Origin of the sequence: uncultured Ralstonia sp. (assembly GCA_913056305.1) — a bacterium.
GTDB lineage: Bacteria > Pseudomonadota > Gammaproteobacteria > Burkholderiales > Burkholderiaceae > Ralstonia.
This window is the reverse complement of record CAJXMR010000032.1, coordinates 1-14865: the sequence shown is the minus strand read 5'-3', so window position 1 is coordinate 14865 and position 14865 is coordinate 1. Positions and strand designations below refer to the sequence as shown.

Genomic DNA, 14865 nt, shown 5'->3' with positions numbered 1-14865 from the left:
ATCATGTCCCGCCACCCGTCGCCCCTGCTCACCATCGGCCAGCCGGATCCGGCCAGCCGCGTGCCCTACACCGGCCTGCCGGTCTTCGCGCTCGGGTTCCGACCGTTCTATCTGCTGGCCGCAGTGCTGGCGGTGCTGGGGGTGGCGGCGTGGGCGGGGCTGCAGCTGGGTTGGCTGCCGTCGGCACATGGCCCGGCCCTGCCGCCGCTGTTCTGGCACGCGCACGAGATGGTGTTCGGCTTTGGCGCGGCGGTGGTGGTCGGCTTCCTGTTCACGGCGGGCAAGAACTGGACGGGGCTGCAAACACCGCAAGGCGCGACGCTGGCTGGCCTGGCCGCACTGTGGCTGGCTGCGCGTGTGCTGATGTGGACGGGCCCGGGCCTGGCCGCCGTGGCGGTCGACGTGGCCTTCCTGCCGCTGTGCGGCGCGTTGTTCCTGCGCATCCTGCGGCGCGCCAAGAGCACGCGCAACTACGGCCTGGCCGTGGCGCTGCTGGTGCTGGGCACCATCAATGCCGGCTTCCACGCGGCGCTGCTGCTGGAGGCACCGCTGGCGGCGCTGCGCTGCGTGGATGCGGCGGCAGGGTTGATCGCCGTATTCGTGACGGTGATGGGCGGGCGCGTGATCCCGATGTTCACCACCAACGCCATCCCTGGCGTGCGCATCCGCCGCACGGTGTGGGCCGAGCGCGCCATCGTGCCGTTGACGGCCACCGCCGTGGTGGCCCTCGCGCTGCCGGTGCAGAACGTGCTGGTGGCGGCGGTGTTTGCGCTCGCCGCCGTGGCGCAGGCGGTGCGCCTGTCGGGCTGGGATTCGCTGCGCACGCTGCGCACGCCCATCGTCGCCATCCTGCATGTGGCGTACGCCTTCCTGCCGCTCGGCTTCGGCCTGCTGGCGGCGGCGGAGTTCGGCTGGGGCGACCGCTCCACCGCATTGCATGCGATCACGGTCGGTGCCATCGGCGGCGCCATCGTCGCCATGATCACGCGCACGGCACTCGGCCACACCGGTCGCCTGCTGCGCGCGGGCCGCGCCGAGACCTTCGCCTACGCGGCCATCGCGCTGGCGGCGCTGGTGCGCGTGGCCGGGCCGTTCCTGCTGCCGCGTGCGGTGTGGATTGGTGCGGCGTCGGCGCTGTGGGTGGCCGCGTTCGTGGCCTACCTCTGGAAGTACACGCCCTACCTGCTGGCCCCCCGCGCGGACGGCCGCGACGGCTGAGCGGCCCAGGCCGGGGCGAAGACGCAGTCTCCGGGCGGGCGCTGCCTATACTCCGTCGACCAGCGCACGCTGCCGTTCACGGAGGCCCCATGCTGCACCCTGTCCGCACGCTCACCACCAACATCGAGCGGCCCTTGGAGGCGGTGGCCGCCTTCCTGGCCGAGCCGCTGAATTTCCCCACCTGGGCGAGCGGGCTGGCTGCCGGCCTCGTGCCCGGCACGCCGGGCGCGGGTGCCGCGCCGAACGAGTGGGTCGCCGAGGCGCCGCAGGGCCAGGCCTACGTGCGCTTCAGCCCGCCCAACCCCTATGGCATTGCCGATCACTGGGTGCGTCTGCCCGATGACACCGTGGTCTACGTGCCGCTGCGCGCCATGCGCAACGGCACTGGCACCACGGTCGCCTTCACGCTGTTCTGGCTGCCCGGCATGGACGACGCGCAGTTCGAGGCCGATGCCGAATGGGTGCAGCGCGATCTGGCCAAGTTGAAGCTGGTGGTGGAGGCGGGGTGACGCCTAGGCGCGTTCCGCTTGTGCAGGCGGCTGGCCTTGCGCCTGCATCGACGGATCGCCTTGCGCATCCGAGCCCTTGACCTGGCTCACCCAGAACACGCAGAACAGCCCCGCCGCCACGGCAATCCAGCCGTTGAGGCCGTAGCCATCGATGTGCCCGTTCGCGCCGTTGGCGAGCAGCAAGCCCCCCACCCAGGCGCCCGTGCCCGTGCCCACCGACATGACGGCGCTGTTGGCCGACAGGAACGCGCCGCGCACCTGCGGGGCCGGCACGGTGGTCATCAGTGCCTGCATCGGCACCATGCGGCTGGAGAGGATCACCATGAAGCACGGGAAGAACAGCAGCAGGCCGATGTAAGGCCAGTCGGGCAGGTGCGTCATCACCAGCACCGGAATGAACGCCAGCAGCGCGGCGACCACGAACACGCGGCGGCGGCCGTAGCGGTCCGCCAGCCTGCCGACCGCGCGCGAGCTGAAGAACGACGCCGCGCCGCCCGCCACGTACAGCCACGATAGATCCTGCGGCGCCACGCCGTGGTTGGCCACCAGCACCGGCGAGATAAACGGGATCACCAGCATGTGCGAGCCCATCATCACGAAGGTCAGCAGGAAGGCGCGCAGGTGGCGCGGGTTGGTCAGCAACTGCCACAGGTCCGTGAGGATCTGGCCGAGTGTTTGGCTGGTGCCGCTCAGGTGCGCGGTCAGCGACGGCACGCTGTGCCGCGCGCCCAACCAGATCAGCGCCGTCATGCCGGTCAGCAGGACGAACGGCGCCGACCAGCCCAGGTGCGCGCCCAGCGCGATGCCCACCGGCACGCCGGCCATGGCCGCCAGCGCAAACGACGACATCACCACGCCGGTGGCCGCGCCGCGCCGTGCGGGCGGCACCACGTCCGACAGGATGGCCATGACCACCGAGCCGAGCACGCCGCCCGTGAGGCCGGCAAAGGCGCGCGCCGCCAGCAGCAACGGATAGCTGTTCGCCAGCGCGCACGCCAGGTTGGCGAGTGTGAACAGGCCATAGACCGTCAGCAGCAGGCGGCGCCGGTCAAAACGGTCCACATAGGTGGCGGCCAAGAGGCCGGAGGCGCCGGAGCACAGCGAATACACCGACACCGCCGTGGCGAACGCCGCCGGGCCGATGCCAAACGTATGCATGATCTGCGGACCAAGCGGCATCATCACCATGAAATCCATGATGACGGTGAACTGCGTGAGCGCGAGCAGCCAGAGCAGGCGGCGCTCGTGCGTTGGGGCGAGGGTAGGCATGGAGGTCGTGTGTGAGCTGCGTGTCATCGATGGGGCTAGCAGCCCAGTGTCATCCAGCTCGCAGCAGTTTTATCTCAAAACATATCTTACGATAGTTGTCATGGCACGCGATGTCAAACCGGATCATGCAAGACCTGCCTTGGAGCGGGGCCATCATGTGCGCGTCACGTCGCGCTGACGGCTTTTTTTTCGTCGGCGCGAATCCATTTGGCAACCGGGCGCCTCTTAGGGGCTGACGCATTTCCGTCGTCGTTCCATCCTAGGAGAACATCATGTCGCTGCTGAAGTCTGCCCTGTATGTCAAAAACGTGCCGAACTGGGAGCGTGCCGTGCGCATCGCCCTGGCGCTGGCCGCCGTCGCCGGCGCGCTGATGCTGGCCGCCGCCCCGTGGAACTGGGTGCTGGCCGCCGCTGGCGCTGGCCTCGGGCTGTCGGGTCTGGTCGGCTTTTGCCCGGCCTGCGCGATGGTCGGCCGCCGACTGCAACCCCGCCGCTGAGCCCATGGACCTTGCCCGCCACCAACCCCTGCTCGATGCCGCCCGCGCGGGTGACGTGGCGGCCATCGAGCGCCTGCTGGCCGCGTGCCAGCCCGACATCCGCCGCTATGCGCAGCGCAACTGCCTGGTCTCCGATGTGGACGACGCCATTCAGGAGAGCCTGCTGATCCTGTCGCGCAAGGTGGGTTCGCTACGGGCCGCTGCAGCATTCTCGAGCTGGCTGTTCGCCATCGTGCGGCGCGAGTGTCACCGCATGGCGCGCAAGGCGCTCTCGGCTGATCCGTGGGACGACGACAAGGTGGAAGCGTGGCTCGTCCGCCAGCCGGTCGACGACCTGCGCCACGACGTGGCCGCCGCGCTGGAGTCGCTGCCGCCGCACTACCGCGAGATCATCGTGCTGCGCGATCTGAACGAGATGACGATCGGCGAGATTGCCGCACAGCTGCAGGAGAGCCGCGCGGCGGTGAAGAGCCGCCTGCATTGCGCGCGGCAGCTGACGCGCGAGTATCTGCTGGGGTGAGTGCGCTGCCGCGCATCGCGTGGGAAGACGGCCCTGCGCTGAACGGCGGGCCTGCCCTTCCCCTGCGAGGTTGCCTCACGCGCGCGCGCCTCGCGAATCGGTCGGGTACGCGGTGTCACCGCGCCATGCGAACACCTCGCGCGCGCTGGACTGACGGTCGGCACCCTGGGCGTACGGGTCGAACCGATCGTTCTTCCACGACAGGGTGCCATAGGTATCGGCCTTGCGGTCCGCGCCTTGCGTGAAGGGATCGGTCTTATCGATGCGCCCTTGGCCTTGTGTGTACGGGTCCGCACTGGCTTGCGCGGCGGCTGCGGGCTGAGCCGCAAACAGTGCGGCCGAGGCCGCGAGCGTTGCCAGCAGCGCCAGCGGCAGGCGACGCGTGATCGAGGTGGAGAGAGGCGTGTGCATGATGAACTCCTGGTTCAGTTGGCTTGGACATCCGGGGGTGGCGTCTCATGGGAGCGTTGCCTTCCGTTTTCCGTCTTCCGGCTTTGCTCCCACCCGTTGGTCGCGGCATCGACGCAGAACTGACACCGCACCTGCGAAAAATTTGTTCGCCCCACCCGGTTTCCCGACCGGAGGCGCTTGGCGCTCCCGGTAGTTGCAAATACGCGGGCAGCGTGGAAACGGATGCAGCGCCGGATGCCGCCGCCGCACCGCGCAGGTGCATGCCCGACGTGAACCGGCGACGGCCTTCACCATATGAAGCAGCCTGACCCTTCCGGCCTCCCCGGAATGTGCGACGGGGCTTCGAACACGCCGATTCCTTGCTACGCTGGACCTGAGCACGCCGGCGTCGTGCGCGGCCGATGCAGCGCCTCGGCGACGCTGCCGGCGCAGCACGGACCCATGCCGCACCACGCGGGCCTGGCGATGCGCCAGGCGATCTCCAGGCGCGCGAGGCTGAAGGAGTCATCATGCAAGAGCTCGCCTTTCGCACCCTGCTGTACCGCTACTTCTTCTACGGCTGGCTGTTCAAGGACGCCAGCCGCGGCAACCTATTCGAACGGGCGGCGGCCTGGCGCTTCAACCAGGCGCATGCCCACTGGCTGCTGCCCTATATGCGGCGATGGTTCTGGTGCGGCGTGTTTCTCTATGCCCTGGGTGGCGTGGTGGAGCTGGCCCTGAAAGCCCCCGGCCTGTCTGCGTTGTTCTACGTGCCCAGTGCGCTCAGCGTGCCGGTCAATGTCGTCATCGGGGTGGTCTGGATTGGGCTGAAGGCGCTGCCCGGACCGATTGGAAACTGAGCCTCGGCGCGCAAGCCGCCCAATGCGCAGGCTACCCATTAGGGTGGTGTGCGGCCGTCGCGCGCCTGTCATCGTGACTCCACGTTTCACCGCTTGCCTGCCTCGCGTCCCCGGGGGCTGGCCGGGCGCGCGAAGCATGGATTCACCTAGCGAATGGCAGGAGTCATCACATGGAAACCCCAACCTCCAGCGGAAATCCCTTGCAGGAACTTTCCGCCAACCTGGCGGCTATCGCCGAGCGCGTTGGCCAGAGTGTTGTCGCGGTGCACGGGCGGCACCGCTTTCCCTCCAGTGGCGTCATCTGGCAACCCGGCGTGGTGGTCACGGCGGCGCATACGCTCAGGCACGAAGACGGCATTGAAGTGACCTTGGCCGATGGCCGTACCGTGCCGGCCGTCCTGGCAGGACGGGACCTTGGCACGGACCTGGCTGTACTGAAGCTCGACGGCGTGGCGCTGAACCCGGTCGAGACCGGCGATGCGCGCGCCCTCAAAGCGGGCCACCTGGTGCTCGCGGTGGCGCGCGTGGACCGGCTCGGCTCCAGTGCGGATTTCGGCGTCGTCGGCACGGCCGGCGGTCCATGGCGCACCTGGCGAGGCGGCCAGTTCGATGCCTTCGTGCGGCTGGACGGCGGCCTGCGCCCCGGTTTCTCCGGCGCGGCGCTGGCGGATATGCAGGGGCGGGTCATGGGCCTGTGCACCTCGGCGCTCGCGCCTGGCGCCGGCATCCTGATCCCGGCCATGACCGTGGCGCGCGTGAGCGACGAACTGCTCAGAAAGGGACGTGTGTCGCATGGCTACCTTGGCGTGGGCACGCAGACGGTGAACCTGTCGCAGGCGTGGGTCACGAAACTGAATCTGGCTTCCGAGCGCGGCTTGCTGGTGGTGTCGCTCGCCGCAGGTGGGCCCGCGGAGCAAGCCGGGGTGCTGATCGGGGATGTGCTGATCGAACTCGACGGCAAGCCGTGCCGCGACATGGACGACGTGCATGCCGCGCTGGGCGGCGACCGTATCGGACAGGTGTTGAAGATCGGGCTGATCCGCGGCGGCGAGCGCCACGAGTGCTCGGTCACGGTGGGCGAGCGCCAGCCGCGGCATTCGTGCCGCTGAGCTTCTTGCGAGCCGCCGCATGTCGGACGCCGAGATGACACAGCTGAGCCCGGTCAGGGTCGCCGTCATCGCCGCCTCGCCGCAAGCGCGCGCAAGCCTGCAGGCGTTGGTCGATGCCGCGCCGGCGCTGGAATTCGCAGGCAGCGCGGCCGACGCTGCGGCGGTCGCCGACTGCTTTGCCGGCGAATTGCCGGATGTGGTCTTGGTTGACCTGGAGCCGCAGGCCGGGGAGGCCGGCGAGTGGCTGGCGCTGCAGGTGAACCGCGATCCCGGAACGCCGGCGCTCGCCCTGCTCACGGACGAGGCGGACGGCGACTGGGTCCATGAGGCGTTGGCAGGCGGCGCCACGGCACTGCTGCCGCGCGGCGCGACGCCCGGAGAGATCATCGCCGCGATCGAGGCGGTGGCGGCGGGCCTTTGCGTGCTGTCGCCGGAGATCCTCGCCCGGCTGCTAGCGCAGCGCCAGGCGCCTCGCCAGATGGCATCCGCGGCGCTTGTCGAAACGCTCACGCCACGCGAGATTGAAGTGCTGACCATGCTCGCCGAAGGGCTTGGCAACAAGGAGATCGCGCGCCAGCTCGACATCTCGGACAACACCGTGAAGTTCCACCTCGCCTCCATTTTCGGCAAGCTCGGCGCAAACAGCCGCACCGAGGCCGTCATGCAGGGCATGCGACACGGCCTTATCATGGTGTAGTTCGACATCGGGCCGTTGCTGGCGCAGGTGCTCGACCTGCATGCCCTGGTCTGGCGCGTGGTGTCCGGAGCGGACTTGCATCGCACCCCCAACCCCGCTAACCTGCCGCAACGCCATTCGGCGATTTCCTTTTCACCGCATCCATGCCCCGACTCCATCCCGCCCTCCTCGCCCCTGGCCATCGCGCCCGCGTGGATGACGTGTGCGTGCAGCCCGGGCCCTTCCCTCCACCTGTCGCCCCTCCGGGCCGCGGCATGGTCGGCGCGCCGCCGCCGCCGTGCACCCCGGCCCTCGGCTGATCTCCAGCCGCTTCGTTTCCGGTTGACCTGAACCAGGCTCGGGCTTGTTCCCGAGGCGGGCGTTCGCTCGCGCGCCGGAACCCGACATTCCTTTTCGACAGGTGAGTGGTATGCGTTCTATGCAAGCCGCGCTGGCAGGGTCCGGCGCGACGGTTCTCTTTGTGCTGCTGTGGAGCAGCGGCGCGATCTTCGCGGAGATCGGGGTGCAGCATGTCCCGGCGTTCGCGTTTCTGGTGGGGCGCTTTGCGCTGGCCTCGCTGGTGCTGGCGTTGCTGGGGTGGCGGCGCGGGCGCTGGTTGCCCGCGCCGGGTACGCGCCTGCAGGTGGCGGCCACCGGCGCGCTGCTGACTGGCGGTTATGCGATCTGCTACCTGCTGTCGCTGGACCGGGGCCTCACGCCCGGGCTGCTGGCGACGGTGCTCGGCGTGCAGCCGCTGCTGACGCTGCTGGTGACGGAGCGCACGTGGTCTGCGCGGCGGATGGCGGGGCTGGTGCTGGCCCTGGCGGGCCTGTCACTGGTGGTGGGCGGCGCCAGCGCGCAGCAGGTGCCGCTGGCTGGGCTTGCCTATGCGCTGGCCGCGCTGGCCTGTATGACCGTGGGCGCCATCGGCCAGAAGCGGCTGAACCAGGCGCCGATCGATGTGCTGCCGCTGCAGAATGCCGTCAGCCTCGTGCTGTGCACCGGGTTCGCCGCCGCGCAGCCGGTGGCGTTCGTGCCCAGCGTGCCGGGCATCGTGGCACTGCTGTGGATGGGCGTGGTGATATCGGTGGGCGCGCAGTTGCTGTTCTATCGGCTCATGCAGCGCGGCAATCTCGTCAACGTGACGAGCCTGTTCTATCTCGTGCCCGTGGTGACGGCGCTGCTCGATGATGTGGTACTGGGCCATCGCCTGTCGCCGGTGGCGATGGCGGGGATGGGGATGATCCTGCTGGGGCTGGCGGTGGTGTTCCGCGCGCGGCGTTAGCGCCTGGCGGGTTACGCAAGCAGCCCCCGCGGCACGTCCCCGGGGGCGCTTCATCAAGGCCCGCTCACACGCGCGGGCCGCAAATCACAACACCTTGCGCAGAAAGTCTCGGGTGCGCTCGTTGGTTGGGCTGCCAAAAATCTGCGCTGGCGGGCCCTGCTCCATGATGACCCCCTGATCGATGAAGAGCACGCGATTGGAGACCTCACGGGCGAAGGCCATTTCGTGCGTCACGACCACCATGGTCATGCCTTCCGTGGCCAGGGACTTCATGACCTCCAGGACCTCGCCAACCAGTTCAGGATCCAACGCCGAGGTGGGTTCATCGAACAGCATGACCCGAGGCCCCATGGCGAGGGCGCGGGCAATCGCCACACGCTGTTGCTGTCCGCCCGACAGTTGGCTCGGAAACGCATCAATCTTGTCGAGCAGCCCCACCTTCTTCAACAGGCGCTCCGCAGCGAGCACGGCATCCTGCCGCGACGTGCCTTTCACCTGCATCGGCGCCAACACCACGTTGTCCAGCACCGACATGTGCGGGAACAGGTTGAAGCGCTGGAAGACCATGCCCACGCCGGTTCGCAGCGTGTTCAGATCGGTACGCGGATCACTGACCGCCATCCCGTTGACCACGATGTCTCCGCCCGTCGCTTCCTCCAGCCCGTTCAGGCACCGCAGAAAGGTGCTCTTGCCCGAACCGGACGGGCCGATCACGCACACCACCTCGCCCTCGGCGATTTCGCAATCAATGCCGCGCAGTACGTGGATGTCGCCGTACTGCTTCTGAAGATTCTTAACGCGAATCACCTTTTCCGTACCTCTTTTCAAGATGTTGAACGAGTGCCGACAAGGCGAGGGTAATCACCCAATAGATGGCGGAGATCGTGAGATAGGGCTCCCAGTAGCGGGCGTAGGCGCCGGACACCGTGCGGGCCGCGTAGGCCAGCTCGGCCAGGCCGATCGCCGAGGCCAACGAGGAGTCTTTGACAATGGCGATGGCGTTGTTACCCAGCGGCGGCAGCATGCGCCGGAAGGCCTGCGGCAGCACCACCTTGCGCAGCGCCTTCATGTACGTCATGCCGAGCGAGCGCGCCGCTTCGGTCTGGCCGCGGTCGATCGACTGAATGCCAGCCCGGAAGATCTCTGAGACGTACGCGCCAGAGTTCAATGAGATGGCCAGGACTGCGGACATGAAGGCCCCATAGGTCGATCGCAGTTCCCGGGCCAGATCGCCGCTGACCAGCAGCCCCCCGTTCGGATTGATCAACAAGGGCATCAGCGCGAAGTGGATCAGCAAGATCTGGACGAACAGCGGCGTGCCCCGGAAGAAGCTCACGTAAAAGCGGACCGGATATTGCACGCCATAGCGCAGCAGGTATTTGGCCGGGCCGTGGCGTGCCTCGGCAATGCGCCCAACGCCCAGCACCAGGCCGATCAGCGTGCCGGCGATCACGCACAGCACGGCGGCCTTGATCGTCATCCAGGTGCCCTCGACAAACAAGGGCGCGTACTCCGAGATGATTTCCCATTGGAAAGGTGAAGCCATGGTGGACAACCTCTGGATCTATTGAACGAGGCTCACCTTATTGCTGCGGCAGCTTGGGAACGGCGTCGTCGAACCATTCCTTGTAGATGCGCGCATAGGTGCCGTCCGTATAGACCTTGCGCAGGCCGCTGTTGATCTTGTCCAGCAGCGGCTTGTTGCCCTTCTGCACGGCGATGCCGAAGTACTGGCGCGTGAATTTCGCATCGCCCACCAGCTTGAAGTTCTTCTCGGGGTGGTTCTTGTTGTAGAACTTGATCACGCCGATATCGCCCACGGCCGCGTCGATGCCGCCACGGAACAGCTCTTCGAGCATCAGCGGGGTGTTGTCGAAGCGGCGGATGGACGTGCTGTTCTTGCCAATGACTTCGGACACCGCGGTATCCCCCGCGCTGGAGTTCACGACCCCGACCTTCAACGGCTTCAGATCGGCCAGGCCCGCCACCTTGGTGGACGGCGACACGATGATCACTTGCTCAGCGGGAAAGTACGGCAGGGAGAAGTCGACCATCTGCGCGCGCTTGTCGGTGATGGTGATGCCCGAGACGATGATGTCGCGGTCGCCATTGTTGAGCGTGGCAAAGATGCCCTCCCACGGCGTGCTCACCAGCTTGACCTTGAAGCCGCTCGCCTGTGCGATGGCCTTGATCAGGTCGATGTCGAAGCCGACCAGCTCCTTCTTCGCGTTCTCGAACTCGAACGGGCGGTAGGTGCCACCCGCGCCCACGACATACGTCGGGGCATCCGCCGCGTGAGCGGCGCCGCCCAGGCACAGCGACAAGGCGCAAAGCGATTGGCAGACGATGGATTTGATCGACATGGTTTCCTCTTCCTCGGTTGTGAGGTTGTCATTGTTTGGCAAGCGAGCCGTTGACGGACGTCTTCAGTGGCCTGCAGAGCGCGGCGCCCAGTGGTGCCGCCGACAGGCTCTCCGGCGTGGGCCGAGCCATCGACCGACAGCACCGCGCACACGTGCGCCTCGCATGATTTGCAAAAACGCTGAAGCGCGTCAAGCGGCGGATTATGGGGCATCGGCCCGCCCCTGCCGGCAGGTTTCGCGACCGCGGCAACGGCAGGATGCGCCTCTCGCGATGGCCGGCCACGGCCAACGAGACCGCCGGCCATGTCGGTGGCTGTAGAAGATCGCTACATCGAGGTCTGTGGCGCCAAGATCGTGACGCCGGTGTTGTCGAGGCCGTGCACCAGCTTGCTCGGCAGCCGCGAGCGGGCGTCCTACCCCGCCAGCGGCAGCCGCACCGTCACCCGCAACCCGCTTGCCCCGTCGATGGCCTCTTCCAGCACCACCTCCCCGCCCAGGCGCTGCACCAGCGTACTGACGATCGACAGCCCCAGCCCCGAGCCCGTGGTGTCGTTGCCGAGCACGCGGTAGAACGGGTCGAACACGCGCGCGCGTTCCTCCGCCGGGATGCCCGGCCCGCTGTCCTGCACGGCGATGCTCGCCACGCGCCCGGCGGTGTCGATGGCGAGGTCGATGCTGCCGCCGTCCGGCGTGTAGCGGATGGCGTTGTCGACCAGGTTGCGCACGATGACGAACAGGTCGATCTCATTGGCATGCACGCGGGCGTCGGCCTCGGTGGTGACGCCCAGGTCCAGGCGCTTGGCTTCGGCGAGCGGCATCAGGTCTTCCAGCACGCTGCGGAACACGCGCTGCACGCTCACCGTGCCCTCCGGTGCGCCGGTGGCGGCCTGGGCGCGGGCCAGCGTCAGCAACTGCTCCAGCAGCGTGCGGCTGCGCTCGATGCCTTCGCGCAGCGTGGTCAGCCGCGCCTGCGCCTCCGCCGACATGGGCGCCTGCCCCAGCCGCTCGGCCTGCAGCGACAACGCGGTCAGCGGCGTGCGCAGCTCGTGCGCGGCATCGGCCACGAAGCGATGCTGCGCCTCCACCGATTGCGCCACACGCGCCAGCAGCCGGTTGATGGCGACGATGAAGGGGCGCACCTCTTCAGGCGCCACCTCGGGCGCGATGGCGTGCAGCTGGCGCTCGTCGCGCTGGTCCACCTCGTGCGAGAGCCGCCTGACGGGCGCGAACATCTTGCGCAGCACGTCGGCCACCGCTATCAGCAGGATCGGCACCAGGATCAGGAATGGCGTGAGCGTGCGCAGCGCGCCGTCGTAGGCGATCTCGTTGCGCACGGCGGTATCCTGTGCCACGGCGATGCGCTGGCCGTTGGCAAGCGTGCGGACCCAGATGCGGTAGTCGCGCTTGCCCACGGTGGCGGTCTGCATGCCGTCCTGGAGCGTGGCGGGAAACGCCGGCATGTGCGGGAGTGCTGCCATTGCCGGACCGGTGCCCGGCGGCGCCAGCAGTTGCACGGTCACACGCGATTCCTCATCGGCCATGTGAGGCATGTCGGCCACCGTGCCGGGCATGGCGGGCAGGTGCTCGGGGTCGAACATCGCCCCCACCTGACGCAGCACGTCGTCCTGCAGCTCGTGCGCTTCGCTAAAGGCGGAGACAAACGCAAAGCCCCCCGCCAGCACCGCCACGCCAATGATGATCACGGACAGCCACAGCGACAGCCGCCGTTGCACGGACGTTGCCGAGTCAGCCCTCACCCGCCCTTGGACACCATCCATCCCACGCCCCTGATGTTCTTGATTGCTTCCGCGCCGAGCTTCTTGCGCAGCGCATGGATGAGGAATTCGACCGCGTTGCTGGCCACCTCGTGGCCCCAGCCGTAGATGCGCTCTTCCAGCTCGGTGCGCGAGAGGATGGCGCCGGGGCGCATCATCAGCGCCTGCAGCAGGGCGAACTCGCGCGAGGACAGGCGCACCGGCTCGCCGTCGCCCACGCGCACCTCGTGTGCGGCGGGGTCGAGCGACAGCACGCCGTTGGAGAGCACCGGGCTGGCGGCTCCACCCTTGCGGCGCAGCACCGCGCGCATGCGCGCCAGCAGCTCCACCATCTCGAAGGGTTTGAGCACGTAGTCGTCCGCGCCGCCATCCAGGCCGCGCACGCGCTCGTCCACCGCGTCGCGCGCGGTCAGGATCAGCACCGGCACCGGGTTGTTGCGCGCGCGCAGTGCGCCGAGCACCGCGTGGCCGTCCTTGCCCGGCAGGCCGAGGTCGAGCAGGATCGCGTCGTAGTGCTGGTGCCCGGTCACATCCAGCGCGGTCTGGCCGTTGCGCACCCAGTCCACCGCATAGGCGGCGTCGCGCAGCGCGGCTTCCACGGCCGCGCCGATCATCGGGTCGTCTTCGACGAGCAGGACTCGCATCCGGTCTCCGGTGGGTTCTTGGGTAGCACCGCGCTCAAGCGGATTGCATGGTCACGCGCCGCGCCTGCCAGCTGGTGTAGCCGATGGTGATGAGCAGGATCATCAGCAGCACCGCCGACGCCCCCGCCGTGCCCAGGTTCATGCCGCCCGCGGCGACGGGCTTGGTCAGCAGGTCGCCCGCCGTGGCGCCCAGCGGCCGCGTCAGCACGAAGGCCATCCAGAACAGCGCCACGCGCGAAATGCCGGTCAGATAATACGCCGCCACGATCAGCGCGATCAGGCCCGCGATCAGCAGCGCCCCGCCGGCAAAGCCCAGCCCGGAGGAGTCGGCCAAGAAGTCGCCCAGTGCCGTGCCCAGCGTGTTGGAGACGAGGATGGCGCCCCAGTACAGCAGCTCCTGCTTGCCGCTGCGCACGTGCGCGATCGACAGCGATTTCTGGCTCAGCTTCCAGTACACCAGCACCGCGCACAGCAGGCTCGCGAGGATGGCCGAGCCGGTGGCATAGCCCAGGCCGAGCGTGCGGTCCATGAAGTCCGACAGCGTGGTGCCGGCCGTGCTGGTGGAAAGGATCACCGCCCAGTACAGCAGCGGGTTGTAGGTCTTGCTGCGCAGTTGCGCGCCCAGCGTGATGCAGAAGATGCCGAGCAGCAGCAGGGAGCTGGCCGCATAGCCGACCTTGAGCGTCATCGACAGCAGATCGCCGGCGGTCTCGCCCAGCGTGGTGGCGCAGATCTTCATGACCCAGAACGCCAGGGTGATCTCGGGAAGTTTGCTCAGGGGGCGGGATGTCGTGGTGGGCATGCGGAGCCTCCAAAAAGGGGGATGGCGGGAGCTTGCGCAGCAGTCTGTGGGGGCAGACTTAGGACGGCCATAGGGTGTGGCGGCCAGGCATCGGGCGCCGCTGGCGTCACGCGCAACGCCCGGGTTTGCCCGGCAAGGGGATCGGGCACAATACCGCGATCAAGCTGGCTGTCGTCCTCCCTTCCTCCCCACCCAAGGAGCTGCCATGGTGACGCTGCTGTTGAACACGTCCGCACCCGACGAGCACGTGGTGCAAACACGGTTTGGCGGGCGGCCGCTGGTGCCGGCCGATGGGCAGTTTGTGTGGCCCTGCTGCGCCACGTGCAAGCAGCCGATGCAGTTTCAGGGACAGATTGGGGTGGGTGCCACGGCCGAGCACCCGGCTGGGTTGCTGCTGATGTTCATGTGCCAGAACGATCCTGGCTGCTGCGATGAATGGGCGCCCGACGGTGGTGGCAACTGCGCCCTGTTTGTGGCGGGTACGCGGCTGGTGTTGGCCGAGCCGCCCGCCGAGGGGCTGACCCTGCGCGAGACCACCTACGGTGCCCGCACCGAGGTGCAGGATGCGGAAGACTACGAAGCCGCGCGGCGCCAGTGGTGCGAGCGCACTGGCAGTCCGGGTCGGCAGGTGTTGGGCCAGCTGTACGGTATGCCGTTGTGGCTGCAGGCCGATGAGACCCCTGCCTGCCCGGCCTGCGGCGCGCCCATGCGCTTGGCTGTGCAGCTGGAGGAAGGCCCCGACGCTCATACCGCGATGAACTTTGGCAGCGGTTGCGCCTACCTCTTCCAATGTGGGCAGCATCCTGGTCAGGTGAAATTTCTCTGGCAGTGTTGAGGGGGGGATTTCTGCTGTGCCGTGGTTATGGCGCCGCCCTGCGAGGGTGGGTTTTGTTGTTGGTGGTGCATCCCTGGTTTCATCCCCTGCCGGGGCTGACTCACTTTCTTTGT

17 protein-coding genes and 1 pseudogene are annotated in these 14865 nt (G+C 68.0%); 9 read left to right on the top strand and 9 right to left on the bottom strand.

Features of this window, described 5'->3' with window-relative positions; all coding sequences use genetic code 11:
• Positions 1-3 precede the first annotated feature (3 nt).
• Together QZ609_RS08060 and QZ609_RS08055 are read left to right on the top strand one after the other, a co-directional pair.
• The gene (locus QZ609_RS08060; protein WP_295493051.1) at positions 4-1218 is read left to right on the top strand and encodes an NnrS family protein; all 1215 of its coding nucleotides are present in this window, start codon (positions 4-6) and stop codon (positions 1216-1218) included.
• Positions 1219-1307: 89 nt separating this feature from the next.
• Complete coding sequence (locus QZ609_RS08055) at positions 1308-1727, top strand: SRPBCC family protein (protein WP_295493049.1); 420 nt, start codon at positions 1308-1310, stop codon at positions 1725-1727.
• Positions 1728-1730: 3 nt separating this feature from the next.
• Here QZ609_RS08055 and QZ609_RS08050 read toward each other — a convergent pair whose 3' ends face one another.
• A complete protein-coding gene (locus QZ609_RS08050; RefSeq protein WP_295493047.1) occupies positions 1731-2996 on the bottom strand; it encodes an MFS transporter in 1266 nt (421 codons plus the stop codon).
• A 272-nt stretch (positions 2997-3268) separates the two neighbouring features.
• On the opposite strand from QZ609_RS08050, the gene QZ609_RS08045 reads away from it, so the two are divergent.
• Positions 3269-3493, top strand: a complete 225-nt coding sequence (locus tag QZ609_RS08045) for a YgaP-like transmembrane domain (RefSeq protein WP_295493045.1) — start codon at positions 3269-3271, stop codon at positions 3491-3493.
• A 4-nt stretch (positions 3494-3497) separates the two neighbouring features.
• Positions 3498-4013, top strand: coding sequence for a sigma-70 family RNA polymerase sigma factor (locus QZ609_RS08040; protein ID WP_295493043.1), 516 nt, complete (start codon positions 3498-3500; stop codon positions 4011-4013).
• 75 nt (positions 4014-4088) lie between these two features.
• Here the strand turns inward: QZ609_RS08040 and QZ609_RS08035 are convergent, their stop codons facing one another.
• A complete protein-coding gene (locus tag QZ609_RS08035; RefSeq protein ID WP_295493040.1) occupies positions 4089-4424 on the bottom strand; it encodes a hypothetical protein in 336 nt (111 codons plus the stop codon).
• Between the two features lie 509 nt (positions 4425-4933).
• On the opposite strand from QZ609_RS08035, the gene QZ609_RS08030 reads away from it, so the two are divergent.
• From QZ609_RS08030 to QZ609_RS08015, 4 genes are all read left to right on the top strand, one after another.
• A complete protein-coding gene (locus QZ609_RS08030; protein ID WP_295493037.1) occupies positions 4934-5263 on the top strand; it encodes a hypothetical protein in 330 nt (109 codons plus the stop codon).
• 170 nt (positions 5264-5433) lie between these two features.
• Positions 5434-6372 carry a S1C family serine protease gene (locus QZ609_RS08025; protein WP_295493034.1) on the top strand — a complete coding sequence of 313 codons (939 nt, stop codon included), beginning with the start codon at positions 5434-5436 and terminating at the stop codon, positions 6370-6372.
• Between the two features lie 19 nt (positions 6373-6391).
• Positions 6392-7069: a response regulator transcription factor gene (locus QZ609_RS08020; protein ID WP_295493032.1), complete on the top strand. Its 678-nt coding sequence runs from the start codon at positions 6392-6394 to the stop codon at positions 7067-7069.
• 409 nt (positions 7070-7478) lie between these two features.
• Positions 7479-8333: a DMT family transporter gene (locus tag QZ609_RS08015; protein ID WP_295493029.1), complete on the top strand. Its 855-nt coding sequence runs from the start codon at positions 7479-7481 to the stop codon at positions 8331-8333.
• A gap of 84 nt (positions 8334-8417) precedes the next feature.
• On the opposite strand, the gene QZ609_RS08010 is transcribed toward QZ609_RS08015, so the two are convergent.
• The 7 genes and pseudogenes from QZ609_RS08010 to QZ609_RS07985 form a co-directional block, all read right to left on the bottom strand.
• Entirely contained in the window at positions 8418-9140 is a 723-nt protein-coding gene (locus tag QZ609_RS08010) for an amino acid ABC transporter ATP-binding protein (RefSeq protein WP_295493026.1), read from the bottom strand.
• Positions 9127-9879 (bottom strand): amino acid ABC transporter permease, encoded by a 753-nt coding sequence (locus QZ609_RS08005; protein WP_295493105.1) that lies wholly within the window; start codon positions 9877-9879, stop codon positions 9127-9129. Before QZ609_RS08005 ends, QZ609_RS08010 begins: the two co-directional genes overlap by 14 nt.
• Positions 9880-9916: 37 nt before the next feature.
• Entirely contained in the window at positions 9917-10696 is a 780-nt protein-coding gene (locus tag QZ609_RS08000; protein ID WP_295493023.1) for a basic amino acid ABC transporter substrate-binding protein, read from the bottom strand.
• 134 nt (positions 10697-10830) lie between these two features.
• Positions 10831-11004, bottom strand: a pseudogene (locus QZ609_RS26750) (argininosuccinate lyase); the annotation flags it as partial.
• A gap of 105 nt (positions 11005-11109) precedes the next feature.
• Positions 11110-12474, bottom strand: coding sequence for an ATP-binding protein (locus QZ609_RS07995; protein WP_295493020.1), 1365 nt, complete (start codon positions 12472-12474; stop codon positions 11110-11112).
• A complete protein-coding gene (locus tag QZ609_RS07990) occupies positions 12450-13115 on the bottom strand; it encodes a response regulator transcription factor (RefSeq protein ID WP_295493017.1) in 666 nt (221 codons plus the stop codon). The genes QZ609_RS07995 and QZ609_RS07990 overlap by 25 nt, the downstream gene beginning before the upstream one ends.
• A gap of 34 nt (positions 13116-13149) precedes the next feature.
• On the bottom strand, positions 13150-13917 hold the full coding sequence (locus tag QZ609_RS07985) for a hypothetical protein (RefSeq protein ID WP_295493014.1): 768 nt from the start codon (positions 13915-13917) through the stop codon (positions 13150-13152).
• 205 nt (positions 13918-14122) lie between these two features.
• On the opposite strand from QZ609_RS07985, the gene QZ609_RS07980 reads away from it, so the two are divergent.
• The gene (locus tag QZ609_RS07980) at positions 14123-14752 is read left to right on the top strand and encodes a hypothetical protein (protein WP_295493012.1); all 630 of its coding nucleotides are present in this window, start codon (positions 14123-14125) and stop codon (positions 14750-14752) included.
• Positions 14753-14865 lie beyond the last annotated feature (113 nt).

What these genes read in the sequence shown, in the direction of transcription:
- QZ609_RS08005 (WP_295493105.1), bottom strand. Translation starts at nt 9,879, where the DNA reads ATGGCTTCACCTTTCCAATGGGAAATCATCTCGGAGTACGCGCCCTTG.
- QZ609_RS07985 (WP_295493014.1), bottom strand. Translation starts at nt 13,917, where the DNA reads ATGCCCACCACGACATCCCGCCCCCTGAGCAAACTTCCCGAGATCACC.
- QZ609_RS08030 (WP_295493037.1), top strand. Translation starts at nt 4,934, where the DNA reads ATGCAAGAGCTCGCCTTTCGCACCCTGCTGTACCGCTACTTCTTCTAC.
- QZ609_RS08025 (WP_295493034.1), top strand. Translation starts at nt 5,434, where the DNA reads ATGGAAACCCCAACCTCCAGCGGAAATCCCTTGCAGGAACTTTCCGCC.
- QZ609_RS08020 (WP_295493032.1), top strand. Translation starts at nt 6,392, where the DNA reads ATGTCGGACGCCGAGATGACACAGCTGAGCCCGGTCAGGGTCGCCGTC.
- QZ609_RS08045 (WP_295493045.1), top strand. Translation starts at nt 3,269, where the DNA reads ATGTCGCTGCTGAAGTCTGCCCTGTATGTCAAAAACGTGCCGAACTGG.
- QZ609_RS08000 (WP_295493023.1), bottom strand. Translation starts at nt 10,696, where the DNA reads ATGTCGATCAAATCCATCGTCTGCCAATCGCTTTGCGCCTTGTCGCTG.
- QZ609_RS08055 (WP_295493049.1), top strand. Translation starts at nt 1,308, where the DNA reads ATGCTGCACCCTGTCCGCACGCTCACCACCAACATCGAGCGGCCCTTG.
- QZ609_RS07995 (WP_295493020.1), bottom strand. Translation starts at nt 12,474, where the DNA reads ATGGATGGTGTCCAAGGGCGGGTGAGGGCTGACTCGGCAACGTCCGTG.
- QZ609_RS08035 (WP_295493040.1), bottom strand. Translation starts at nt 4,424, where the DNA reads ATGCACACGCCTCTCTCCACCTCGATCACGCGTCGCCTGCCGCTGGCG.
- QZ609_RS08015 (WP_295493029.1), top strand. Translation starts at nt 7,479, where the DNA reads ATGCGTTCTATGCAAGCCGCGCTGGCAGGGTCCGGCGCGACGGTTCTC.
- QZ609_RS08050 (WP_295493047.1), bottom strand. Translation starts at nt 2,996, where the DNA reads ATGCCTACCCTCGCCCCAACGCACGAGCGCCGCCTGCTCTGGCTGCTC.
- QZ609_RS07990 (WP_295493017.1), bottom strand. Translation starts at nt 13,115, where the DNA reads ATGCGAGTCCTGCTCGTCGAAGACGACCCGATGATCGGCGCGGCCGTG.
- QZ609_RS07980 (WP_295493012.1), top strand. Translation starts at nt 14,123, where the DNA reads ATGGTGACGCTGCTGTTGAACACGTCCGCACCCGACGAGCACGTGGTG.
- QZ609_RS08060 (WP_295493051.1), top strand. Translation starts at nt 4, where the DNA reads ATGTCCCGCCACCCGTCGCCCCTGCTCACCATCGGCCAGCCGGATCCG.
- QZ609_RS08040 (WP_295493043.1), top strand. Translation starts at nt 3,498, where the DNA reads ATGGACCTTGCCCGCCACCAACCCCTGCTCGATGCCGCCCGCGCGGGT.